This window comes from Micromonospora narathiwatensis (assembly GCF_900089605.1).
Classification (GTDB): Bacteria; Actinomycetota; Actinomycetes; order Mycobacteriales; family Micromonosporaceae; genus Micromonospora; species Micromonospora narathiwatensis.
The window spans coordinates 3,294,739-3,320,292 of record NZ_LT594324.1; the positions used below are offsets into that span (position 1 = coordinate 3,294,739).

The window sequence follows — 25,554 nt, forward strand, 5'->3', positions numbered from 1 at the left end:
GATTACTACTTGGGATAGGCGGTCCAGATCCTGCCGTCCGGCTTGACCACGATCTCGATGACGCTCGTCCGGCGGTTACCAGCCCAACCGATCTCGTTCCCCGCACCATAGTCGTACTGATAGATGAAACCCTCCCCGTTCGGATTCGGCTGCGGGTTGCTGTTGTTGACGGCGTCGACCAGCTTCTGGTCGAAGACATCGTCGTCCGCACTGTTGTAGAAGAAGTCCTCGTCGAACTCGCCGGCCTGCGGATCCCTCGTCCGGGCCCCCGGACCGTGCGCGCCGCGAATGTGCCCGGAGCGATCCTTCGGCACGTGTGGCTTCCCGGTCGGCCCGGCGGGGGTCGCGCTCCCGCCACTCGGCGGGTTCTCCAGCTTGCCGAGGTCCCTGATCCCCTTGCCGACTCCGTCCGCCATGGCGAACAGTCCGAGGCCGGCCACGAGAACGCCGCCACCGGCGATGGCAGCGCCGCTGGCACATCCTGCCGCCGTCACCACGGCTCCGATACCCGTCGCGACCAGCGGCACGGTGATGCCGCATTCGGCAGCACCAAAAGCGATCATACCGAGACCGATCTCGGTCGCCGCCCAGCCCAGGGCGACCTCGGCGGCGTCTACCGCCAGATCCCGGAGCGTGTCGGCGTTGTGGTTCACCCAGTTGGCCACCGTCTCCGCGGCGTCACAGATGCCCTGAGCCCACTCCCAGCAGTGTCCGTCGATCTCGATGGCGCTGATGGGGTTGCCGCCGCCGAACGCGTACCTGTTGCCGGTGAACGGGTTTGTGCCGAGCTTCAGGTCGGCCAATGCCCCCTCGTAGGAGTCGCGCGCCAAGAACCGGTTCAGGCCAGGGCTGTAGTCCCGGAAACCCATGTCGTAATTGCCCGAGGCCTGGTCCCAGCGCTTGGCATTGAACCGGTATGAGTTGTAAGGGTCCTTGAGTGGATCGGCCGCTTGCGGCTTGTCGATGCCGGTGAACTGGGCGTCGTCGTTCTGGCCGTAGGCCGTGTAACCGTAGGTGGCCTTTGTGTCGCCGGACCCGTCAGTCAGCGTCTCGACATCGGAGTGCTGGTCGTAGCCGTAGTAAGCGTCGTCCTGGGTGCCGTCCGCGTTGTAGGTGACCTGCGACAGCCGCCGTCCCCAGGGCGAATACTGGTACGACTTCGTCAGCTTGCCGGCGACGCTCTCGTCCAGCACCTCGCTGGCCAGGCCCAGGTAGCTGAAGGTGGTGGTCTTCTCCTTCGACCCGCCGGCATCCGTGGTCTTGGTGGACGTCCGATCCATCGGGTCGAACGTGTACTTCGTAACCGTGTTCGTGGCGCCGTTGGACTGCCGGTTCTCCACCACGTGGTCGAAACCGTCGTAGATGTTCCGCTCGACCACTCTGCCCGCCGAGGTGACCGTGTCCAACCGACCGAACGGGTCGTAGTTGTACGCAGCGGTGACTCCGTCGGTGACGGCAGTCAGCAGCCGGTTCCGGTCATAGTTGAACGCCGTGGAGAAACCCTTGACGGTCTGACTGATGACGTTGCTGTTGGCGTCGTGGATGTACCGTTCCGATCCGGCACCGTCACCGGTCTTGTCAACCGACGCGATCCGGTCCCGCGGATCGTAGCCATAGCTGCTGGTGGTGTTCAGGTACCCCGCGTGATTGTCGGCGTTCTGCTTCTTCGCGACGTCCTGGATGCGGTTGCCGTTGAGGTCGTACTGGTAGGTGTGTTCGCTGACCACCGTTCCGTTGGACTTCTTCTCCACCTGGTGGCGCAGCGACTGATCCAGGTTGTAGTCGTGCTCGACCTTGTTGCCGTTCGGCTTCGTCTCGCTGGAGATCTGCCTCCGGGCGGTGTAGTCGTAGTTGGTGATCTTGGGAGTGGCGTCGGTCGCGGTCGCGCCTACGCTGATCCGCGAGACCAGGTCCCGGACATCGTAGGTATACGACGAGTACTGCTTGTCATGGCTTACCGTGAGCGGCTCGCTGTTCGCGTTGTATGTGAAGGACGTCGCGTTCACCACAACGCCGGACTTCGACTCGGTGACCTTCTCGACCTGGTTCAGCTCGGTGTACGTGACGGCGTAGGTGTCCACCCGGGCACCCGGCGAGGCGTCCGTGATCGTGGTCAGGTTGCCGTTGAGGTCGTACCGGTAACGGAAGTCGTGCTTCTCGTCGTCGACGTCCGCCGAGTTGTCTCGAACGAGTTTCACGGCGTCCGCCACCACCGTTCCGGTGGCCTGGTCCGAGAGCGTGATCTTCTGGCCAGCGCCCTCCGCGAAGCTGTAGGAACCGAGGCTGACCCAGGTGCCGGTGCTCGCGGTCTGGTCGACCGTCTTCACCGTGCTGCCACCGTTGTAGGTCACCGTGTACCTGGCGTCCTTGGCCGCTCCCGAGACCTGCGGGTACCGGGCGTACACCTGATAGGAGCCGGCCTGCGGGACGTTCAGCTCCCAGGTGAACGCGTTGGAACCCGCGCCGGCCGCGTGGGTGGCGTAGTCGGTGCCGTACTTGCCGGAGGCCGAGCCGGCCGCCGGCCATGTCCCGGTGACACGGGTGTTGTTGAAGTCGGAGTTGTCGACCAGCACCACCTGCTTACCGACCGGAACACCGTCATCCGACCGGGCCTTGAGCTTCCCATCCGGGAAGTACGACCAGGTTATGGTGCGGTTGGAGGAACCGCCGGCCGACGTCTGCGTCCGGGCCGTCTGGGCACCCAGGTCGTTGTAGTCGTACGAGGTGACGATGTCCCACGGATCGGACGAGGTCCTCATCCACCCGTTGTCGTAGTAGCTGTAAGTGGTGTCGTTGCGCACCGACTGCCCTGCCGACGGTGGCGCCGACATCGTCACCAGTCGACCCACGGCGTCATAGGCGTACGTGGTCTTGTCCGGCGTCGTGTAACGCGAGTCGTCCTTGTCGTACGCCGACTGCGTCTCCCTCACCCGGTTCAGCGCATCGTAGAGCGTGACCTGGGCGAAGTCGTCCGGGTCGTCGGTCGTCGCCACTCCCCGAGGGGTGATGACCCGGGTTCGGTTGCCGACCTGGTCGTACTCGTACTGCACGGTGCGGTAGGTGACGGCCCCCGATGCGTCCTTGGTCGTCGGCACCTTGCGCTCAATCAGGTCGCCGCGCGCGTTGTACCGGAGCAGCGTCCTGTTCCCCAGCTGGTCGACCGTGGCCGTGACGTTGCCGTCCCGGTCGTACTCGGTGGAGGTCGTGTAGGCGCCCGCGTCCGTGGTGACGGTGGACCGGTGGTTCAGGTCGTAGGAGAACCTGGAGGTGTAGTCGGTGGTGTCGGCCGTGGCGTTCTTGCGGGGGTCCGTCACCGTGACCACGTTGCCGACGGAGTCGTACTCGTAGGAGATCTTCTCGCCCTTGGTGTTGGTAACCGAGGTGAGCTGGTAGATCTCGTCGTACGCATTCGTCGTCACGTAGTCGGTCGGATCCGACGTGGTCAACGTTCCCTTCGGGTCTGTAGTGGTCACCAGGTTGCCGACCTTGTCGTACGTGAAGGACGTCTTGCGTGCCGGATCCCCGGCGATGTCGGCCGGTGCCGACACCTCACTCGCCTGGTCCGCCGCGTCGTACGCGGCCTTGTAGACCGCCCCGTTGGTCGCGATCGACTGAGTGACGTTGTCGTTCGCGTCGTAGGTCGGCGCTGGCGTGATGATGAACGCCCCGGCGGCCTCGTCCTTCGGCGTCTTGCTCTCCAGCGGTCGGCCGAAGGTGTCGTACGCCTGGGTCGTGCTCTTGCCCAATGCGTCGGTGACCTTCGTGACCTGGCCACGGGCGTCGTAAACAAACGCGGTCGGGTTGTTCAACGCATCCGTGATCGTTTGCGGATAGCCGTTGGGGTCGAAATTGCCGTTGGTGGTGACGTTGCCGTTGGCGTCCTTGGCCGTCAGCATCTGGCCCCAGGCGTCATAGGTGTAGGACGTCCTGTAGTCGTTCGGGTCCGGTGTGGTGTTGCCAAGCGGGTCGACCACCCACGCCAGGTCACCGTCGGGCTCGTAGCCGAAGGTCCACTTCCGGCCCTCCGGGCTGGTTTTCTCGGTCAGGTCGGCGACGTAGCCGTTGAGCTGCCGCTGGTAGCCCAGAACCGTGCCCGGCGAGCCGTTCTTGACCGCCTCGGCGGACTTGATCTCGGTCGGGTAGCCGGTCTTGGCGTCGTATGCCCAGGTCGAGCTGGCGCCGTTGTTCTCGGTGAGCTTGGTGACGTTGTGGTCACCGTCCCACTCGAGCTTGGTGACCTCGTTCTTGGCGTTGGTGGTCTGGACGGGTCGGCCGTAGCCGTCCATCTGGTAGCGGGTGGCATGGTTCTCGGCGTCAGTGACGGTGGTGTTGATCGTGTTGCCCTGCGGGCCGTCCGGGTCGACGTAGTCGAACTTGGTCAGGTGGCCGAGCCGGTCCGTGTAGGACTTGGTGGTCCAGTGGAACTTCGGGTCATCGCCGGTCTGCGGGTAGTTGTAGACCAGGTCGGTGGCGTTACCCCGCGGGTCGGTGACCTTGACCAACTTGACGTTCTTGTTCCCCTGCGTCATGTCGTAGCGGAACTGGAACCTCTTCGGCGCGCCGTTGGTGGAGCCGGCGCCGTCGATCAGCTCGCCCAGCAGACCCTTGTCGGTGTATGTGAAGGTGAGCTTGCGCCCCGAGATGTCGGTGATCTGCGAGACGTGATCGATGATCTTCGGATTGGTCAGCTTGGTCGCGGACTTCCGCGTCCAGGTGGTGTCGTCGATGTAGTCGTAGTCCTGGCCTTTGACGAAGTAGTCGACGGTCAGGGTGATCCGACCGGTCGGGTCGGTGATGTACCTCAGGAACTTGGTCGGCTTGTTGTTCGACTTCCGCTCCTCGTAGGTGAACACCATCTCGTTGCCGTTGTTGTCCACGATGCTGGACACGAAACCGTCGCAGTCGTAGAAGAACTGGGTACGGTCCGGCTTGGTGACCACCCAGGCCTTGCGCTCCTGCGTGTTGGGCTTGCAGTCCACGCTGCTGTACTTCTGCAGGTAGAGATGCACGCCCTTCGGGCTCTTCCACCCGTTCGAGGCGGCGTCCCAGGTGAACCGGTGGCTGGTGCCGTCACCATCGGTCAGGGTGACCTTGGTGGGGTTCGGGTTCGGGTGGAAGTCCAGCGGCGTACCGAGCCGCATCATCGAGCTGGCCTGAAGCGACCATCCGTAGCCGGCGACGGTGTCACTCGTGTCGAGCGAGTTGTACGCCAGGCTGACGAACGTCGAAAGGCCCCGGGAGGGGTTGATCAACGCGTTGTACGACCAGACGGTGTTGCCGGCGTACAGGTTGTTCATCAACGTTCCGCCGGCACCGGTGTTCTTGCCCGCGTACGAGTAGAACTTCTCCAGGCCCAGCTGGTCGGAGGTCGGCTCCTCCACGGTCACGTTCTGCGTCAGGGCGGTGATGGGCGTGGTCTCGGAGAGCTTGTCGCCGGTCAGCTTGTTCTGCAGCTCCCACTGGATCACGTAGTCGGTGCGCTCGTTGCCCTCCGTCGACGGCGGCGGGGTCTTCACCTGCGCGCTGATGTCGACCGTGCCGCCGGCCGGGACGCTCTTCGGCAACGGTGAGGTCAGTTCGTAGCTGGCGTCCGCGCCGTCGGTAACCCCGTCGGCCCGCTTCCAGTCGTACGACAACTCCCACTCGTTCGGGTTCCACGCCGTCAGGGTCGGGTTCGACAGGGTGAGCGGCACCGTGTACGTCGAGTCCGCCGCGGCCACCGTCGGGGTGGACGCCGCGTAGTAGGTCGACTCGGGGGTCTGCTCCAGGTAGGTGACCTCCAGCGTCGGGCGCAGCAGCGGCTCCGGCGCCTCGGAGGAGAGCAGCATCGCCCGGGCGGTCTGGTTGACCTCGTCGCGCTGGCGCAGCAGCAGGCCGTAGTTGCTCGCCGGGTTCTTCAGCCAGCCGTCCACGGCCGGGGTGACGTCCCAGGTCTCCCACTCCGGGTCGTTGGTGAACCCGTTGAAGCCGGCCTTCCATGTGGTGTCGTAGTCGCCACCGGGCGTGGTCCACGCGGTGGTGCCGTTGCTGGTGTTCCAGGTGGCCTTGGTCTCGCTGAACGCCCGGGTCAGGCGGTAGACGTCGACGTACTCGTTCTGGTTCGTGCCCGGGTACAGGTAGGTGTTGTACATCCGCAGCTCGGCGCCCACGATCCTGGCGGCGCCGGGAATACCGGTCAGCGTGGGGAACCGGACCAGGCCGCGGGTGTCGCCGTAGTAGGACGAGTTGTTGCCCGGGCTGACGTACGGGTCACCGCCGTAGACGTCGACGTTCTCCGTCGGCCGCGCCTGCGACAACGTGGTGTCGATGACACCGTCCGAGCCGGTGTCGTCGGTCGCCGCGGTGCGGTAGATCCGGGTGATCTGGCCCGCCTTCGGCAGCATCGCCGGCTGCGTCGGACCTGCGATCACCTGCCCGTCGCGGGTCTTCACCGCGACCATGTAGTAGTAGAACTTCCGGTCCATCGGATCGGTGTTGTCCGCCGCCGTCGGCACGGCGGTGGTGTCCTGGTAGCTGCGGGTCGAGGTGGGCACCGGCGCGACCAGCGTCGCCGCCGACGGGGCGAAGTTCTGGAAGACGCTGCGGTGCACCTGGTACTCCACCGCGTCGTCCGCGCTGCTCGACGACGGGTCCACGTACGCGGGCCAGTCCAGCGCCGCCCCGGTGGAGGTGATCGTGGTCGGTGGGTTCACCGCCACGCCGGGGCGGCCATAGGTGACGACCAGCTTCGGCAGGTTGAAGTCCCGCCGGTCGTTGGCGTACGCGTACTCGGACGCCTCGAAGACCGGACCGCCCTGGTTCAGGGCGGACTCGTTCTTGGCCTGCAGGGAGAAGCCGTGGTTCTGGGTCCCGTTGACCCACTGCTGCACCACGTTGCGCACCGGGAACGACATCCAGGTGCTGGACTTCCCGGCGTTCTTCACCGCGCCGTTCTTGACGAACCGCACCGCGTCGGCGATGACGGCCTTGTTGGCGACGTCCCCGAGCACGACCTTGCCGGCGGTGCCGGCGACGAACGGATGGGTGCCGAGGGTGACCCAGGCGCCCTTGCTGTCCGGGACCGTCTGGTTGACCGGGTACTCCTTCGACCCGCCGTTGTAGTGGACGGTGTACGTGGCGGGGTTGGCCCGGTCGAACGCCCCGACGTAGTGCGCCTCGACCGTGTAGTCGCCGGACTCGGTCAGCGTCGGCGTCCAGGTGTAGGTGTCACCCGTCGTCGAGTCGTTGTTGACCCGGTAGCCGCCACCGACCGCCTCGGCGGTGAGGGGGCTCGTCGAGACGGTCCACGTGCCCTTCGCCGCGGTACCCGCGCCACCGTCGTCCACCGTCACGAAGTTGCCGGCGGGACCCGTGTCGACCTCGGTGGACATGGTGTTCCAGGTCGCGGTGGTCTCGTTCCACGCCTTGGTGATCCGCCGCACCTCGATCGGCACGTCGTACTCCCAGGCGGTGTGCGTCTGGGAGTAGTACAACTCCAGCCGGGCGTCGTCGACGGGGGTGTTCGCCGGGATGGAGCTGGTGTCGAACCGCACCAGCGACCGCCACTTGCCGTCCGACGTGGTGCCCACGTGCAACGGCCAGGTGACCTCGTCCTGCCCGTAGGCGTGGTTCGGGTCGGCCGAGTAGATCTGCGTGTCCTGGGCATCCGTCGGCACCGGCTGGATCTTGATGGTCGGATCGATCACCACCGGGTAGACCCGGGCCGGATCGGCCAACCAGGCGGCGTCCGCGGAGACCGTGACGCTGGTCTGCCCGTACATCTGCCGCACGCGCTGGGTGACGCTGTCGCTCCACACCTTGCCGTGCGGGGACGTCTTGTCGTCCTTCGAGTCGTACATGAACGGCGCTGGCATCACGAACACCGGCTCGCCACCGCTCGGCCGGACGAACGCGATCGAGCCATCCGTCCGCTGCTGCGCGACCAGTCCCGCGGTGTCAAGGGTGAACGTGTACGACACCGGGCCACCCGGGGCCCGTCGCAGCACGATCTTCTCCTTCAGCGCGGAGCTGGTCACGTCGTAGACCACGTCCGCGCCCCCGGCGACTCCGGGGTAGGTCACCGTCGAGCCGGAGACCTTCGGCGTGACCGCCCTCGCCGCACCGGCCAGACCCAGCTCGATGCTCCGGCCGTCCCGCTCGAATCGGATCAGGTCGCCGGTGCTGGCCCCGAACAGGCTGGTGAAGGTGTTCGTGCGGTTGCCCTGCACGTATCCCTTCTCGGTGACGGGACGGACGGTGGTGTCGATGGGCTGGAACCGGCCCTTCGCGTCCCGGTAGTGCACCGGCACTGCGGAGATCTCCGCCTGGGTGCGCCCGTCGGCCAGCTCATAGACGCGGCTGTTCGCCGTCCGCTTGCCGGTCAGCTCCCGTACCCGCTTCTGCGGCGGCCACTTCTTCGCCGCCGGCGGCTTCTCGTCCCGGAACAGCCCGGCGCTGACCACCTCCGGCCGCGCCCGGCGCGGACCACCGTCGACCAGCCCGTGCGCGGCGTCGCCGAACCGGGACAGGAATCCGCCCCCGTCGTCCTTGGCGCTGCCGACGGCCTGGTCGGTTCGGCCGGGATCGCGGCCCGGTACGGCCTCCGTCCCGCCCAGCGTGGCCACCACGGCCACCGCCAGCCCCCCGATCAGGAGGCCCCGTGATCGTCCCTTCACCGTCACCCTCCGGTCCCTTGGAGACACGTCGAGTGGACGCTAAAGGTGATCGATACATTTGCCGATATCGTCTAGATACTTCCGGAGCGGACCGGCCGCCCGCTCAGTAGCGATCGAGGTGCTGCGCGGGAGTCAGGACGACGTGCGGCGATGCCTCCGGGTCCAGCCAGGTCAGCACCTCGACCAGGTGGTCGTGCGACAGGCCCACGCAGCCGGCCGTGGCATTGCCGACGGCCTTGCTGAACTCGTGCAGGAAGACGCCGCTGCCCGCGTCCGGCACCGGCGTCCCGACCGTCGGCGGCATGTTGTAGGTGATCACCGCGAAGTGCGTGTAGGCCGGATCCTCCCGCCAGAGCGCCTCGCTGTGCCCGCCGGGGTTCGTGGCCGACCGCTGGAAGCTGTTGTAGTGCGGAGAGTCGGGGTTCGCGTTCCACCACTCGTCGGCGGCCAACCGGTGGTACGGGTAGCGGACGCCCGGGTCCGCGGCGATGCCGTACATCGTCGGGCCGATGGCGTAGACGCCGGTGGGTGTGGTCGGCACGCCCTCGACGTGGTGATCACTGAACCCGTCGGCGCCGATCCGCGCCGGCAGCGGCGGACCGACCGGGCTCCAGCCGTCGTCGACCCTCGCGTACGCCCGCAGGATGGCGTGGGTGGTGCGGTAGCCGTCCCCGGTGACGACGACGGCCTGCCGCGCGTGCGGCGGCAGGGTGGTCAACTGGACGGGGCCGGTCGGGTACATGCGCAAGATCCTCGCATGTGGCCGGCGATCGCGGCGCGAGCGGCGGCCGGACCGGACCGGACCCGAACCGTCGGAGCGGGTCAGGACCGGGTCCGCAACTCCCCGGCCCTGACCCTGGCCGTCCGGTGTGGTAGCGGATTTCGCCGTCGCGAGCACGGCGGGCGTGGCACGTCGCCCACGCCGAGCTCAACACGGCGAACCGGCCCGCCTGCACTCAGCTCCACGGTGCCCAACTACCGGACTCGGCGCGTTCCCGGCTCACCCCGACAAGCCGTGAACGCCGGCTCAGGTTAGGCAGCTTGCCGTAGGCCGAACAAGCTCTACCGAGGCCGGGAGAATGTGATTGATACCAACGTCGAAATCCGGCATGTCGGCGTAACAGGGTCAGCCGGCCTGGCGCTGTTTCTGCGCGAGACGACCCACGGCACCCGGCCGGGGCGGGGTCAGGCCGCCGGCCGCGACGGCCCCGGCGATCAACGCGAGCGCCGCCAGGTGCAGCAGCCGCACCCCGGCCGGCGCCGGGACGGTCGCGGCCGGGAGGCCGGGCAGCAGCAGCGCGCCGGCCGCGGTGACCGGCAGCGCCACTCCCCAGAAGACGACGGGCCGGGCCGGCGGCGCGGGCGGCCGTACCCCGTGGAAGATCTCCCGCCGGCGGGCGGCCCGCAGCGCCAGGGCGACCACGACGACGGCACCGACCGCGGTGCTGAGCAGGTCCGAGAACAGCCACCAGTAGATCCCGGTCGCGGCGTGGAAATCCTGGATCCCCAGCAACCGCAGCCAGCGCTCGGTGTGGGTGACCCGATCCCAGGCGACATGGCTGAACGCCCCGATGAGCACCGAGCAGACCGTCACCTGCCAGGGATGGCGGACCCCGGCCAGGGCCGCGTGGTCCCGCCAGGCGAACAGGCGCTCGCCCGGCAGGTGCACCGACACTCCGGCGATCACCCGGCGGACGACCCAGGCGTACGCGAGCGCGACCGGCAGGCACCACCAGAGCAGCCCGCCGAGGGTGTGAGTGCGCAGACCGAGATCGAACCGGGTGCCGGTGAACAGGTAGCCGACGTCCGGCGCCACCGCACCGGTGGCCAGCGCCACGCCGTCGAACCAGTGCGGCCGCCACAGCTTCAGCGGCAGCACCGGCGCCAGGTGCGACGGAAAGGTCAGCGGCACGAACCGGACGTTACCCGACCGTCAGAAGTGCTGGACCAGGTCCGTGAACGCGGCCAACCGGATCACCCCGGTGTCGTTCGGGTCGAGTTCGTCGTGTTCCAGCACCCAGGTGTTCTCGTTCGGGATGAAGACCGCGTTCAATCCTGCCGCGCGGGCGGGCAGGATGTCCGACCGCGGCGAGTTGCCGATCATCCACGCGCCCGCCGGGTCGAAGGCGTGCTCGCGGGCCAGCCAGCGGTAGGTGTCCACGTCCTTCTCCGGCACGATGTGCGCGGCCCGGAAATGGTGCAGCAGCCCGCACGCGTCGAGCTTGCGCTGCTGCTCCTCCTGCTCCCCCTTGGTCAGCAGCAGCAACTCGTGCCGGGTCGCGAGATCGTCCAGGGTCTGCGCGACCCCGGGCATCAACTCGACCTGGTGGCCGATCAGCGCCACCGCGAGGCCGTCGATCTCCGCGCGCTCCCGCTCGGTCGCCGGGCGCCGCCGCAACTTCTCCAGGCACTCCCCCAGGCTGCGCAGGAACACCTTGCTGCCGTACCCGTGCGCGACGGCGTTGGCCCGCTCGATGTCGTCGAGCACCGCCCGGATCGCCACCCGGTCCAGCGTCGGGTGGTCCAGCCAGTCGAGGAAGTCGTCGATCACCCGCTCGAAGAGGACGTTGTTTTCCCAGAGCGTGTCGTCGGCGTCGAAGACGAGCATCGTGGCCTCCCGGCGCTGTCGCATCACGTACTCCTCCCGTGTGGCGGCCCCGACACGCTACAGCGGCCACCCGGCCAGCACAGCCGGGTTTCCGGCCACTCGGGCCGCCGGGCGCAAACTGCCTGAATACGGCGGTTCGGGCGACGGCAACCCGACTGCGCGTACCGGGGCACAGGCGACATGCTTCGACGATGACGAATCATCGCGAGCATCCACCCGCGACCCACGCCCGGCGCCGACGTCGCCGGCGGGCGGCCGCCGCGCTGCTGGCCGCCCTCGTCGCGGCCGGCGGCGCGCTGCCCGCGACGCCGGCCCGCGCGGTCAACGCCCCGCATCCCAGCGTGGTCGGCGCGAAGCCGGCGGCCTGGACGCCGCACGCGCTCGACGGGACCGTGTACCGGATCCTGCGGATCGGCAACCGGGTGTACCTGGCCGGATCGTTCACCAAGGTCCGCAACGCCGGGAGGAGCGCCCAACTGGCGATGCCCCGACTGGTGGCCTTCGACGCCACCACCGGCCGGATCGACACCACCTTCCGACCGGCGGTCAACGGCACGGTGACTGCCCTCGCCGCCGCGGCGGACGGCCGGTCGCTCTACCTCGGCGGCGCGTTCACCTCGGTCGACGGGGTGGCCGCCGCCCGGGTGGCGCGGATCGACGCGGCCACCGGCACGCGCGTCGCCGGGTTCACCGCCGCCGCGCTCGACAACCAGGTCAACGACCTGCGGCTGGTCGGCGACCGGTTGCTGGTGGGCGGGGCGTTCCAGACCGTGGCCGGGGTGACCCGGCGCGGCCTGGCGGCGTTGAACGCCCGCACCGGCGCCGCCGACCCGTCGGTCGACCTGCGACTGGCAAGTCCCCGCAAGACCACCACCGGGGCCACCTCCCCGGTCAGGGTGGAGGCGCTGGACGTCTCGGCCGACGGCGCCCGGCTGGTCTTCGTGGGCAACTTCGGCACGGTCGCCGGCCAGGCCCGCCCCCAGCTCGCGGTGGCGAAACTGACCGCCACCGGGGCCGCCCTGTCCGGCTGGTCGACCGACCGCTACCAGCCGCAGTGCGCCAAGACCATACCGAGCTACCTGCGCGGGGTGGACATCTCGCCGGACGGCCGCTGGTTCGTGGCCGTCACCACCGGCGGGCCGTTCCCGGGGACGCTGTGCGACGCGGCGTCCCGCTTCGAGTTCGGCACCGAGACCGCCGGCATGCAGCCGACCTGGGTGAACCACACCGGCGGGGACACCCTGCTGTCGGTGGCGATCACCGGCGCGGCGGTGTACGTCGGCGGCCACCAGCGCTGGCTGGACAACCCGCTCGGGCGGAACTCGGCCGGACCGGGCGCGGTGCCCCGCCCGGGCATCGGCGCGATCCACCCGAGCACCGGCAGGGCGCTGGCGTGGAACCCGACGAAGGAGCGGGGCGTCGGCACGGGCGCGCTGTACGCCACCGACCGGGGGCTGTTCGTCGGCAGCGACACCACCACGGTGGCCGGCGAGTACCACGCCCGGGTCGCTTTCTTCCCGCTGCCCTGACCTCGCCCCTGGGGGCGCGGCGGGCTCCGGCCTCCGCCGGCAGAGGTCGGCGACGGCCTCGGCCTCCGCTGGCGGGGGTCAGCGGCGCAGGGTCAGGATCAGGTCGGCGACCAGCGCGGTCCACCCGGTCTGGTGCCACGCCCCGAGCCCGGCGCCGTTGTCGCCATGGAAGTACTCGGGGAAGGCGATCAAATCCCGCCAGTCGGGGTGGGTCTGGAAGAGTTGGCAGGCGCCGTAGATGGGGCGCCTGCCCCAGTCGTCCCGGGTGAACAGCGCGATCAGCCGGGCGGACAGGTCGTCGGCGATCTCGTCCAGGGTCCGCTTCTGGCCGGAGCGGGTCGGGTATTCCACCTGCAGGTCGTCGCCGAAGAAGGCGGCGTAGTCGCGCAGCGCGCTGACCAGCAGGAAGTTGGTCGGCATCCAGATCGGGCCGCGCCAGTTGGAGTTGCCGCCGAACAGCCCGCTGGTCGACTCGGCCGGCTCGTAGCCGACGCTGAACTCCTGCCCGCCGAGGGTCACCGTGAACGGCTTGTCCAGGTGGGCGCGAGACAGCGTACGCAGGCCGTACTCGGAGAGGAACTCGTCGGTGTCGAGCATCCGGGCGAGCAGCCGGACCACCTGTTCGGGGCCGACCATGGACAGCAGCCGCTGCTGCCGGCCGTCGGGGCCGATCCGGCGGGCGCCGATCACGTCGGCGTACTCGGGGCGGTTGGTGAGGAACCAGCGCAGCCGGGCGCCCAGCTCGGGCAGCCGGTGCAGGGTACGCGCGGTGAGCCGGGTGGTCGCCGCGAGCGGCAGCAGCCCCACCACCGAGCGGACCTTCAGCGGCACCTTCGTGCCGTCGGCGAGCCGCAGCACGTCGTAGAAGAAGGCGTCCTCGTCGTCCCAGAGCCCCTGGTCGTACGCGGCGGCGGCGATGTACGCGAAGTGCTCGAAGAACTTCGTGGCGATGTCCTCGTACGCCCGGTCGTGCTCGGCGAGCACGATCGCCATGTCGAGCAGGTTCAGCGCGTACATGCCCATCCAGCCGGTGCCGTCGGACTGTTCGAGCACCCCGGCGACCGGCAGGGCGGCCGAGCGGTCGAACGGGCCGACGTTGTCCAGCCCGAGGAAGCCGCCCTCGAAGACGTTGTTGCCGCCGGTGTCCTTCCGGTTGACCCACCAGGTGAAGTTCAGCAGCAGCTTGTGCATCACCCGGGCCAGGAACTCGTGGTCCCGGCCGCCGTCGATCTCGAACACCTTCAGCGCCGCCCAGGCGTGCACCGGCGGGTTGACGTCCCCGAACGCCCACTCGTACGCCGGGATCTGCCCGTTGGGGTGCAGATACCACTCGCGCAGCAGGAGCAGCAGTTGGTCCTTGGCGAAACCGGGATCGACCCGGGCGATGGTGACGCAGTGGAAGGCGAGGTCCCAGGCCGCGTACCAGGGATACTCCCAGGGGTCGGGCATGGAGATCACGTCGAAGCTGTTCATGTGCCACCAGGCGCTGTTGCGCCCGTGCCGCCGCCCGGCCGGCGGCGGCGCGGAGCCCGGGTCGCCGTCCAGCCACCGCTTGACGTCGAAGTGGTAGAACTGCTTGCCCCACATCAGCCCGGCGATGGCCTGTCGGGCCACCAGGGCCTCGTCGGTGCTGGCCCCGGCCGGGATGACGCTGTCGAAGAAGCGGTTGGCCTCGGCGCGGCGCGCCCAGAGCACGCTGTCGAAGTCGTCACCGAGGTCCGCCCGGGGCGGCGGCGCGCTCGCCGGCGGCGGGGCGGTACGGGTCAGCCGCAGCCGGATCTGCCGCTGCCCGCCGGCCGGCACGTCGAGCACGTAGTGCAGGGCGCCCTTGGTGCCCTCCCGGTCCGGGTTGACGGTGTCCGCGCCGGCCACCACGTGGTCGTTGATCCCGTCCTTCGGGTACGGCGACCGCCCAGGCAGCCCCCACAGCCGCTCGGCGTTGGAGTCGTTGTCGCACAGCAGGGGGGTGGGCTCCCCGTCGCCCTCCAGCAGGAGCTGCCCGAGCACCCAGTGGTCGCCGAGCAGCCGGGCGCCGGTGTCGGGGCCGGCCGTGGTGCCGACGATCACCGGCACCCGGTCACCGCCCGGCAGCCCCCACGCCCACGTGTTGCGGAACCACAGGGTGGGCAGCACGTGCAGGGTCTCGTCCCGGTCCCCCCGGTTGGCGACCGTGATCAGGACGCACAGGTCGGTCGGGGACGCCTTCGCGTAGTCGACCGTCACCGCCCAGTACCGGTCGTCGTCGAAGATCCCGGTGTCGACCAGCTCGTACTCGGTGTCCTCCCGACCGCGCAGCGCGTTCACCGCGACCAGCTCGTCGTACGGGAACGCGGCCTGCGGGTAGTGGTAGCGCCAGCGCATGTACGAGTGGGTCGGGGTGGAGTCCTCGTACCACCAGTACTCCTTGACGTCCTCCCCGTGGTTGCCGCCGTCGCCGCCGAGGCCGAACATCCGCTCCTTGAGGATCGGGTCCCGCCCGTTCCACAGCGCCAGGGCGAGACAGAACGTCTGCCGGTCGTCGCACACGCCGGCCATGCCGTCCTCGTTCCACCGGTAGGCTCGCGACCGCGCGTGATCGTGGGGAAAATAGTCCCAGGCCGTGCCGTGTTCGCTGTAGTCCTCCCGTACCGTCCCCCAGGCCCGCTCGGACAGATAGGGGCCCCATGCGCGCCAGTCCCGCACCCCGGCGTCGGCCTGGGCGAGCCGGTGCCGCTCGGGGTCGGGACTCTCGGAGGTCGGGCGGTCAGTGATCACCTGCACATCTTCGACGCCGCCGGGGTACATAACCACAGCGGCCATTGTCGTCGTGGCGCGTCACACCTCGCCGCCGGTGGAGGAAAGTTGATCGAGATTCGTTTCGGCCCGCAGGTCTGCGGGGAGCTGCCGGCCGCCTCCAGCCGCGAGTGGCTGGTCACCGACGGCCTGGGCGGCTACGCCATGGGCACGGTCGGCGGGCTGCGCACCCGCCGCTACCACGGGCTGCTGGCGGTGGCCGGCGAAACCGCCGCCAGCCGCCGGATCGGGCTGGTCAGCCTGGACCCGACGGTGGTGCTGCCCACCGGCGGGCGGGTGCGGCTGGGCGCGCATGAGTGGTCCACCGGGGTGGTCGACCCGCGCGGCTTCGAGCTGCTGGAACGCTTCGACCTGACCGACGGGGTGCCGCGCTGGCGGTGGCGGATCGGTGACCTGGTGATCGAGCGGGAGATCGCCATGGCGTACGGCCGGCCCTGCGTGGCGGTGGTGCACCGGCTGGTCTCCGGCGGCCCGGTCCGGCTGGACCTGGCCGCGGCCTGCACCTGGCGCGACGCGCACGGCGAGCGCCGCGCGGACGGGCCGGCACCGCGGCTGGAGCCGGTGGCCGGCGGGGCGGTCATCGAGGGCGCGTTCCGGCTGGCCGGGCCGGACTGGACGCCCGAGGGGCAGTGGTGGCTGGGCGTGCACCACCGGGAGGAGGCGGCGCGCGGCCTGAACCCGGACGAGGACCTCTGGCACGCGGGCCGGTTCTCCGGCGCGCTCGACGAGCCGGGCGCCACGGTGACGGTGCTGGCCTGGGCGGGCGACCTGGCCGACGAGCCGCCGCCGGCGACCGCGCTGGTCGAGGCGGCCCGGCGGCGCAACCGGGCGGTGGTGGCCGCCGCGCAACCGGACGATCCGGTCGAGGCCACCCTCGCCCTGGCCGCCGACGCGTTCGTGGTCCGCACCGGCGCCGGGCCGGACGTGGTGGCCGGCTACCCGTGGTTCGGCGCCTGGTCACGCGACACCATGACCTCGTACGAGGGGCTGTTCCTGTGCACCAACCGCGCCGACGAGGGACGCGAGCTGCTGCGGGCGTACGCGGCGACACTGTCGGAGGGGATGCTGGCGAACACCGCCGACACCGGGCGGGTGGAGTACAACACGGTCGACGCGACGCTGTGGTTCCTGCACGCGGTGACCCGGCACGTCACCGTCACCGGGGACACCGACCTCGGCGACGAACTGCTGCCCGCGCTGCACGCCGTGGTGCGGGCCCACCTGGCCGGCACCCGCTACGGCATCCGGGTCGACCCGGCGGACGGGCTGATCACCCAGGGCGGCACCCCGGGCACCGCGCTGACCTGGATGGACGCCCGGGTGCACGGGGTGCCGGTGACCCCGCGTACCGGCAAACCGGTGGAGGTGAACGCGCTCTGGGTCAACGGGCTGGCCGGGCTCGCCGAGCTGACCGAGCTGCTCGGGCGGGACGCCACCGCCCTGTGGGGGTTGCACGCGAAGGCCTCCGACGCGTTCCGGACACGGTTCCCGGCACCGGTGGGCTGGCTGCACGACGTGGTGGACGCGCCGGCCCCGGCGTACCCCCTCGGCGGGGCGCCGTACCACGACGACGACCTGCTCCGCCCCAACCAGCTGCTCGCCTGGTCGCTGCCGTACGCCCCGCTCGAACCGGACGAGGCGACCCTGCGCCGGGTCGCCGAGGGGCTGCTGACCCCGCTCGGGCCGCGCAGCCTCGCCCCCGACTGCCCCGGCTTCGTCGGCCGGCACCGGGGCGGCCCGGCCGACCGCGACGCCGCCTACCACCAGGGGACGGTCTGGCCCTGGCTGATCGGGCCGTTCGTCGACGCGTACCGCCGGGCCGGGCTGCCCACCGACGACCTGCTGGTGGGTCTCGAGGCGCACCTGGTGGAGTTCGGTCTGGGCTCGGTGAGCGAGACGGCCGACGGGCTCGCCCCGCACGCGGCCACCGGCTGCCCGTTCCAGGCGTGGTCGGTCGCCGAACTGCTCCGCGTCCACCGCAGCGGCTGACCCCCCGCTGTTACACCCCGGCAATCGCCACGTCTCCGCTGGTTAGCGACCGCTGGGCAGGATGGGCGACGACCCGGCACGGCGGCGGGCACCGACGCGGTGCCGACCGGCGCGCGGGCCGGGAACCACAACTCAAAGGGGGCCGCATGTCCGCCGACGCCGACGTGATCGACATCCAGCCCGCCCGGCACCAGCGGGTGCTGGTGCTCTCCTGGGAGTACCCGCCCGTGCTCGTCGGCGGCCTCGGCCGCCACGTGCACGCCCTCTCCGTCGCCCTGGCCACCGCCGGCCACGAGGTCACCGTCATCACCCGACACACCGACGGCGCACCCCTCGAGGAATACGCCGACGGCGTACGCATCCTGCGCGCCCCCGAAGACCCCGTCCGCTTCCCCCTGGCCACCAACTCCCTGCTCCCCTGGACCATGGCCTTCAACCACACCCTCACCCGCACCGCCCTCCGCGCCACCCAAACCGGCCACTACGACGTCATCCACGCCCACGACTGGCTCGTCGCCCACACCGCGATCACCCTGGCCGAACACCTCGACATCCCACTCGTCACCACCATCCACGCCACCGAGGCCGGCCGACACCAGGGCTGGCTCCCCGAGGAGATGAACCGCACCATCCACGGCGTCGAACACTGGCTCAGCAACGCCTCGACCCGGGTGATCGCCTGCTCCGGATACATGCGCGAGCAGGTGACCCGGCTGTTCGACGTGCCCACCGGACGCGTCGACGTGGTCCCCAACGGGGTGGACGACCGGGCCTGGCGCCCCCGCCCCCGCGCCGTCGCCGCCGCCCGCGCCCGCTTCGCCGGCGTCGGGCCCCTGGTCGGGTACGCCGGCCGGCTGGTCTACGAGAAGGGCGTACAACACCTGGTGCACGCCGTGCCGTACCTGCGCGACCGGCACCCGGGGCTGCGCGTGGTGATCGCCGGCAACGGCCCGTACCAGGAGGAGCTGCTCGACCAGGCGCGGCGACTGCACCTCGACGACACCGTCCGGTTCGCCGGCTTCCTGGACGCCACCCAGCTCCCGGCGATGCTCGCCGCCACCGACGCGACCGTCATCCCCAGCCTCTACGAGCCGTTCGGCATGATCGCCCTGGAGGCCGCCGCCGCCGGAGCACCACTCGCGGTGGCACACACCGGCGGGCTCGCCGAGATCGTCGAACCGGGGATCACCGGCGTGACCTTCCCGCACAGCGACCCGGACGCCCTGGCCGGCGCGGTCGACCAACTCCTCGGCGACGAGGTCTTCGCCCGCCGGGTGGCCCGCCGCGCCCGCACCATGGTCACCGAGCGGTACGGCTGGGCGAGCATCGCCGCCCGGACCGCCGCCAGCTACGCGATCGCCCGCCGGGAACACGGCGCGTTCCAGGCCCGCCGGGCCACCACCCTGCTGGCCGGCGGCCGGGCCGACATCGCCATTCCCGACGGGAACCTGCTGACCGGCGCCGCGAGCTGAACCTCGGCACCCCGACGGGCAATAGGTGGCCCCCGATCCGTTGGCTATGGTGGACGTCCACCAGCGGTGAGGAGAACGGTGCAGCAGGTAGTGATCGCCGGCCGGTACCGCCTGCTCGAACTAATCGGACGCGGCGGAATGGGCCGGGTCTGGCGGGCCCGGGACGAGATGCTGCACCGCGAGGTGGCGGTGAAGCAGGTCGCGCCACCGCACTGGCTCGGCCCGGAAGAACGGGACGAGCTGCGCGGCCGGACGCTCCGCGAGGCACGGACGGCCGCCCGGCTCAGCCACCCCCACGTGGTCCACGTCTACGACGTCGTCCAGGTCGACGGCGACCCATGGCTGGTCATGGAGTACGTCCCGTCCCGGTCGTTGCAGGACATCGTCGACACCGACGGCCCGCTCGACCCCCGACGCGCCGCCCGGATCGGGCTGGCGGTGCTGGCCGCGCTGCGCGCCGCACACGCCGCCGGGGTGCTGCACCGCGACGTCAAGCCGGCCAACGTGCTGCTGGCCCGGGACGGGCGCGTCCTGCTCACCGACTTCGGGCTGGCCGTCTTCGACGGCGGCGACGGGGCGATGACCCGCCCCGGGCTGGTCCTCGGCTCCCCGCAGTACGTGGCCCCGGAGCGAGCCGCCGAGGGAGTGTCCAGCGTAGAGACGGACCTGTGGTCACTGGGCGCCACACTGCACGCGGCCGTCGAGGGGCGCTCGCCGTACGCCCGCACCACCGCGATGGCCACCCTCAGCGCGCTGGCCAGCCAGCCGCCGGATCCCGCCCCGCACGCCGGCCCGCTCGCACCGGTGCTCGCCGGGCTGCTGCGCCGCGACCCCAGCCACCGGCTCCGCCACGACGGTGCCGCCCGGCTGCTCACGGCCGCCGCCGCTCCCGCCGCCGGCCCCGCCCCGACCACCTACCAGCGCGACCCGGCCGGCGACCCCGAGATCCGCCCCCGCGCCGATCGCGCTCATCGGCCCGCCACCCTCCCGGCCGCTTCCACCGCCCACGACACCCCGTCCGGCTCGGGCGGCGACCCTGGGCCGGGCGATCCTTCACGGCCGGGCGACCCGACCGAGCCGGGTGGCCGTTCCGAGCCGGGCACCGCCGGGCCGGGTGCCGGCCCTTCCGAGCCGCGCGGCGCCGCCGGGCCGGGTGCCGGTCCTGGGGCGTCGCCGGCCGGCGACCACGGCCCGGATCGCCGCCGGGCCGCGCTGCGACGCTGGGGGCTCGCCACCGCGTCCTGCGTGCTGGCCGTGGCGGCCGGGGTGGGCACCGCACTGGCGGTCACCAGCGGGTCGGACGAACGGCCGCCGGGGGAGCCGTGGGGGGAGCCGCCCACCGGCGAGCCGTGGCAGCACGCACCCCCACCGCCCGGACCACCGCCGGACGGCGGCCCGGTGCCGCCGCCGCCCTTCCCGTGCGTCCGCCGCGACGTGGCCGGCGAGCCGGTGACCGCGGGCACCCCACCCGCCGACCGGACGGTCACCCCGCCCGCCGGCTGGATCTGGTACGGCGACCACGGCGGCTTCGGGATCGCCGTGCCGGCCGGCTGGCGCCACCTGCGGTGGGGCGACACCACGTGCTTCCAGGACCCGGCCACCCGACGGATCCTCGGCGTCGAACTGCGCCTGGGCAGCGCCGACCCGGTGGCCCAGTTGCGGACGGCCGAGCGAGACCTGATCGAAGGCGGCCGGTTACCCGGGTACGAGCGGATCCGGCTCACCGCCGTCGACGGCGGCGCGGAGTGGGAGTGCCGCTGGACCACGCCGTACGGGGAACGGATGCACGCCCTGCGGGTGCTCCCCGGCCACGCCGACGGCTGGACCCTCGGCTGGACCACCCGGGACGCCGACTGGGACGCCAGCCTCGCCCAACTGTCGATCATCCGGCGCGGCTTCCAGCCGAGCGGCGCCACCCGCTCGACCGGCTGACGCCACCGCGTCCCATCGCCGACAGTTTCTCCGGTGCGACCCGCCCGAGAGGGCATACTTCCTGGTGGTCCGGCACCGCCCGGCGGACCGGTCCGCCATCCTCCTCAGTGGACCGTCCGGGTGATGCCCCTCGACCCCACGGCCTGACTACAGTGGCGTAGTTTTGTCGATCAAGATCTCTGGGGAGGGCGAGCCGAGATGATGGGACCGTCCCACGCGCTGTCCGGCGCGGCGGTGTGGCTGACCGGGTCCTGGGCGTTGGACCAGTTCGCCGACTACCACCAGACGCCGCTGGCACTGGCGGTCGGCACCGCCGTCTGCGCGGGCGGGGCACTCTTCCCCGACCTCGACCTCTCCGGCAAGGTCACCCGCAACCAGGGCGGCGCCACCGTGGCGCGCACCTTCGGCGTGGTCAGCCTCTTCGTCGCCGAGGTGATGGAGAAGATCTCGCTCGGCGTCTACTACGCCACCAAGCTCAGCAAGGACCCGCGCCGCAACAACGGACACCGGACGCTGACCCACACCATCCCGTTCACCGTCCTGGTCGGCTGGGGCACCACCGCGCTCTGCGCCCACTACGGCAAGTGGGCGGTGGTCAGCATCCTCTTCTTCATGATCGGGCTGGCGCTGCGCGGGCTCTTCGACAAGTGGGCCGAGCGGGCCGGCTGGGTGGTCGTCACCCTCGTCTCGGCCGCCGCCGCCTGGTTCACCTTCGCCAACCTTCCCGGCGACCGGGGCTATCCGCTCATCGGCACCGCGGTCGGGGTCGGCTGCTTCGTACACATCCTCGGCGACATGATCACCCGGGCCGGCGTGCCGATCCTCTGGCCCATCCCGATCAAGCGCCGCATGTGGACGATGATCGGGCTGCCCGACAGCATCGCGCTGCGCACCGGCAGCAAGGCCGAGGTGGTCGTACTGCGTACCGCGATGACCATCATCGCGATCCTCGCCGCCGTGGGGCTGGTCGCGCCGTCGGTGTTGCAGCGGTTCAACATCGAGGGCTGACCGACGACGCGCCCGCCGGCTGACCATCCCGGCTCCCCCGAGGTGCCGGCCGGCGAGGCGCGGCCACCGGTCGAGGATGCGGCGGTGCCCGCGTTCTGGCGGCGGCTGGGGCTGCCCGGGCTCGCCGACGTGCACACCCACTTCCTGCCGCCCCGACTGCTGCGACGGGTGTGGGCGTACTTCGACGCGGCCGGTCCACTGCTCGGCACCGAGTGGCCGATCCGGTACCGGTGGGACGACGCGGAGCGGGTGGCGCACCTACGCCGGCTGGGGGTTCGAGCGTTCACCGCGCTGGCGTACCCGCACCGGCCCGGGATGGCCGAGCCACTGAACCGGTGGACGTTGGACTTCGCCGCGCGTACCCCGGGCTGCCTGCCCTCGGCCACCTTCTTCCCCGAGCCGGAGGCCGTCCACTACGTCACCGAAGCACTGGACGCCGGTGCTCGGGTGTTCAAGGTGCACGTGCAGGTGGGCGGCTTCCCACCCACCGACCCGGCGCTCGATCCCGTGTGGGGACTGCTCTCCGACGCTGGCGTACCGGTGGTGGTGCACGCCGGGCACGCGCCGGTCGGCACCGCACACACCGGGCCGGCGCCGTTCGCCGCCGTGCTCGCCCGGCACCCCCGGCTGGCCGCGATCGTGGCGCACCTGGGCGCCCCCGACTACACCGCGTTCCTCGACCTGGCCTACGCATACGAGCGGGTCCGGCTGGACACCACCATGGCGTTCACCTCGTTCTTCGACCGGTTCGACCCGTTCCCCACGGCGGAACTGCCCCGGCTGCGCGAGCTGGGACTGGCCGGCAAGGTGCTGCTGGGCAGCGACTTCCCGAACCTGCCGTACCCGTACGCCGAGCAGCTCACCGGGCTGGGCCGGCTCGGCCTCGGCGACGACTGGCTGCGGGCGGTCTGCTGGCACAACGCCGCCGACCTGTTCGGCCTGTCCACCGGTTGAGTCGGCCGCCGACCAGGCCGGTTCTCTCCTCGACATCGGCTATTGACGTGCGTGTAACACGTGACCTACCGTCTGTCGAAACGCTTCGTCGAAGCGCTTCGACAACTCCCGGGCACGGCCGGGAACCGCCGCCGGAGGAGGTGCGCGATGGCCACCATGCAGGACGTCGCCCGCCTCGCCCGGGTGTCGGTCAGCACCGTGTCGTACGTGCTCACCGGAGCCCGGCCCATCTCGCAGGCGACCCGCGAGAAGGTGCTCGCGGCCATGGCCGAGCTGGACTACCAGCCCCACGCCATGGCCCGGGGCCTGGCCAGCCGGCGCAGCCGCATCGTCGGACTGCTGCTGCCGATCGACGAGCGTGGCCTCGGCGCCACCGAGACCGCCTTCGTCACCGGGGCCGCCGCCGCGGCCAGCGCCGCCGGCTACCACCTGGTCCTCTCCCCCGTCGGCGTCAACGACCTGGACGAGCTGCGCCGGCTGGCCAGCCAGCGGATGCTCGACGGGGCGCTGCTGATGGAGGTGCAGCTCGCCGATCCCCGGGTGGCCGTCCTCCAGGAGGTCGGCGTGCCACTGGTGCTCATCGGCCGCACCGAGGACCCGTCCGGCCTGTCGTACGTCGACATCGACTTCGACCTCACCGTGCGTGACGCCGTCGACCACCTGGTCGGGCTCGGCCACCGCCGCATCGTCTACGTGAACCACTCCGCCGCGGCCCTCGCCGACGGCTACGGCCCGGCGCTGCGTACCCGGGACGCGTTCGCCGCGGCGATGGCCGGGCACGGTCTGGCGCCGCTGATGATCCCCGCCGACGACAGCGCCGCCGGCGGGCGGGCGGCGATGGCCGCCGCCTTGGCCCAGGCCCCCGACCTGACGGCGGTCCTCGCCATGAACGAGAGCGCGGTCTTCGGCATCCTCGGCGAGTTGGCCGGCCGCGGCCGGAGCGTTCCCGGGGACGTCTCGGTCGTCTCCATGGTCACCTCGCCGCAGGTGGCCGAGCTGGCGACCCCGGCGCTGACCGCGATGACCTCGCCCGGTTCGGCGCTCGGCCGGATCGCGGTCGAGACGCTGCTGCGGCATCTCGACGCCGACAACGGCGAGATCCACCAGCAACTGCTGCCCTGCGCGCTGGAGGTCCGCGGGTCGAGCGGACCGCCCCGCGCGACGGGCGGAGACGGCATCACCGGCGCCGGCCCTGCCAGGCCGGCACCGGCGCCTACCGAGGAAGCAGCCCGCCGCCGCGCTGCCACGCGACGACGGGCCTGAAGGAGTACCGGCTCGATACTCACCGAGGAGACTAGCAATGCAGCGACTCCGGAGAGTCGCCGTGGCGGCCATGGTGGCCGTGCTCGCGGCGACCGGCGTAACCGCCTGCGGCGGCGACGACGGCGAAGACGGCAGCGGGGCGAAGGTCCTCAAGCTCTGGCACTACGAGGGCGCGAACAGCGCCATGGGGGTCGCCTGGGACAAGGCGATCGAGATCTTCAAGCAGGAGCACACCGGCGTCGAGGTGCGCTTCGAGCGTAAGGCGTTCGAGCAGATCCAGCAGAACGCGGCAATGATCATCAACTCGTCCGAGGGCCCGGACGTGATGGAGTACAACAAGGGCAACGCCACCGCCGGCCTGCTCTCCTCACAGGGCCTGCTCACCGACCTCACCGCGCAGGCCACCAAGCGCGGCTGGGACAAGACGCTCAGCCCCAGCCTGCAGACCACCGCCCGATACGACGACAAGGGCGTGATGGGCTCGGGCAACTGGTTCGGCGTGCCGAACTACGGCGAGTACGTAACGGTCTACTACAACAAGGACCTGTTCACGAAGTACGGCGTGCAGGTGCCCACCACGCTCGACGAGATGACCACGGCGATGGACACCTTCGTCGGCAAGGGTGTCACGCCGCTGGGCACGGCCGGCGCCGAGTACCCGGCCGGTCAGCTCTTCTACCAGCTCGCCCTGGCCCGGGCGGACCGGACGTTCGTCGACAACTACCAGCTCTACAAGCACCCGGTCGACTTCCACGCCGACCCGCTGAGTTTCGGCGCGGAGACCTTCGCCGACTGGGTACGCAAGGGCTACGTGTCGAAGGACGCGGCCAGCGCCAAGGCGGAGGACATGGGCACCGCGTTCATCGCCGGCAAAACGCCGATGATCGTCTCCGGCAGCTGGTGGTACGGCCGGTTCAAGGACGAGATCAAGTTCGACTGGGACACCTTCCTCTTCCCCGGCAACACCCTCAACGCCGGCTCGTCGGGCAACATCTGGGTGGTCCCGGCCAGCAGCAAGGCCAAGGACCTGGCGTACGACTTCATCGACATCACGATGCGTCCGGAGATCCAGGCGTTGATCGCCAACAACGGCGGCGTACCGGTCGCCGGTGACCCGGCCCAGGTCAGCGACCCGAAGGACCGGAAGCTGATCGAGGACTTCAACAAGATCAGCGCCCAGGACGGGTTGGCGTTCTACCCCGACTGGCCGGTGCCCGGCTACTACGACGTCCTCGTCGCCGGCCTCCAGTCCCTGATCAACCAGTCCAAGTCGCCCGATCAGGTGCTCGACGCGATCGCCAAGCCCTACCAGGACGGCGTCGCGGAGATCAAGCGCAACTGACGACGGCGGG

The 25,554-nt window shown here is 70.7% G+C and carries 13 protein-coding genes; 8 read left to right on the plus strand and 5 right to left on the minus strand.

Annotated elements, in window-relative coordinates; all coding sequences use genetic code 11:
- Positions 1 to 5: 5 nt before the first annotated feature.
- From GA0070621_RS14020 to GA0070621_RS14035, 4 genes are all read right to left on the minus strand, one after another.
- Positions 6 to 8,654 (minus strand): golvesin C-terminal-like domain-containing protein, encoded by an 8,649-nt coding sequence (locus GA0070621_RS14020; protein ID WP_157739990.1) that lies wholly within the window; start codon positions 8,652 to 8,654, stop codon positions 6 to 8.
- A 103-nt stretch (positions 8,655 to 8,757) separates the two neighbouring features.
- Positions 8,758 to 9,396, minus strand: a complete 639-nt coding sequence (locus tag GA0070621_RS14025) for a L,D-transpeptidase family protein (protein ID WP_091195539.1) — start codon at positions 9,394 to 9,396, stop codon at positions 8,758 to 8,760.
- 384 nt (positions 9,397 to 9,780) lie between these two features.
- Positions 9,781 to 10,566: a DUF4184 family protein gene (locus tag GA0070621_RS14030; protein WP_091195542.1), complete on the minus strand. Its 786-nt coding sequence runs from the start codon at positions 10,564 to 10,566 to the stop codon at positions 9,781 to 9,783.
- Positions 10,567 to 10,587: 21 nt separating this feature from the next.
- Positions 10,588 to 11,262, minus strand: a complete 675-nt coding sequence (locus GA0070621_RS14035; RefSeq protein WP_197674045.1) for an HAD family hydrolase — start codon at positions 11,260 to 11,262, stop codon at positions 10,588 to 10,590.
- Positions 11,263 to 11,453: 191 nt separating this feature from the next.
- Between GA0070621_RS14035 and GA0070621_RS14040 the strand changes: the two genes are divergently transcribed.
- The gene (locus GA0070621_RS14040) at positions 11,454 to 12,791 is read left to right on the plus strand and encodes a hypothetical protein (RefSeq protein WP_167666897.1); all 1,338 of its coding nucleotides are present in this window, start codon (positions 11,454 to 11,456) and stop codon (positions 12,789 to 12,791) included.
- 78 nt (positions 12,792 to 12,869) lie between these two features.
- Here GA0070621_RS14040 and GA0070621_RS14045 read toward each other — a convergent pair whose 3' ends face one another.
- Positions 12,870 to 15,590 carry an MGH1-like glycoside hydrolase domain-containing protein gene (locus GA0070621_RS14045; RefSeq protein WP_091195545.1) on the minus strand — a complete coding sequence of 907 codons (2,721 nt, stop codon included), beginning with the start codon at positions 15,588 to 15,590 and terminating at the stop codon, positions 12,870 to 12,872.
- Between the two features lie 42 nt (positions 15,591 to 15,632).
- Between GA0070621_RS14045 and GA0070621_RS14050 the strand changes: the two genes are divergently transcribed.
- From GA0070621_RS14050 to GA0070621_RS14080, 7 genes are all read left to right on the plus strand, one after another.
- Positions 15,633 to 17,573 (plus strand): amylo-alpha-1,6-glucosidase, encoded by a 1,941-nt coding sequence (locus GA0070621_RS14050; protein WP_091195547.1) that lies wholly within the window; start codon positions 15,633 to 15,635, stop codon positions 17,571 to 17,573.
- 146 nt (positions 17,574 to 17,719) lie between these two features.
- Entirely contained in the window at positions 17,720 to 19,045 is a 1,326-nt protein-coding gene (locus GA0070621_RS14055; RefSeq protein ID WP_091195550.1) for a glycosyltransferase family 4 protein, read from the plus strand.
- A 78-nt stretch (positions 19,046 to 19,123) separates the two neighbouring features.
- Positions 19,124 to 20,977: a serine/threonine-protein kinase gene (locus tag GA0070621_RS30865; protein ID WP_091195552.1), complete on the plus strand. Its 1,854-nt coding sequence runs from the start codon at positions 19,124 to 19,126 to the stop codon at positions 20,975 to 20,977.
- Between the two features lie 198 nt (positions 20,978 to 21,175).
- On the plus strand, positions 21,176 to 21,985 hold the full coding sequence (locus tag GA0070621_RS14065; RefSeq protein WP_091195553.1) for a metal-dependent hydrolase: 810 nt from the start codon (positions 21,176 to 21,178) through the stop codon (positions 21,983 to 21,985).
- Between the two features lie 42 nt (positions 21,986 to 22,027).
- Positions 22,028 to 22,939: an amidohydrolase family protein gene (locus GA0070621_RS14070; RefSeq protein ID WP_091195555.1), complete on the plus strand. Its 912-nt coding sequence runs from the start codon at positions 22,028 to 22,030 to the stop codon at positions 22,937 to 22,939.
- Between the two features lie 147 nt (positions 22,940 to 23,086).
- Positions 23,087 to 24,202 (plus strand): LacI family DNA-binding transcriptional regulator, encoded by a 1,116-nt coding sequence (locus GA0070621_RS14075; protein ID WP_091195556.1) that lies wholly within the window; start codon positions 23,087 to 23,089, stop codon positions 24,200 to 24,202.
- A 37-nt stretch (positions 24,203 to 24,239) separates the two neighbouring features.
- A complete protein-coding gene (locus tag GA0070621_RS14080) occupies positions 24,240 to 25,544 on the plus strand; it encodes an ABC transporter substrate-binding protein (RefSeq protein WP_091195558.1) in 1,305 nt (434 codons plus the stop codon).
- Positions 25,545 to 25,554: the final 10 nt, after the last annotated feature.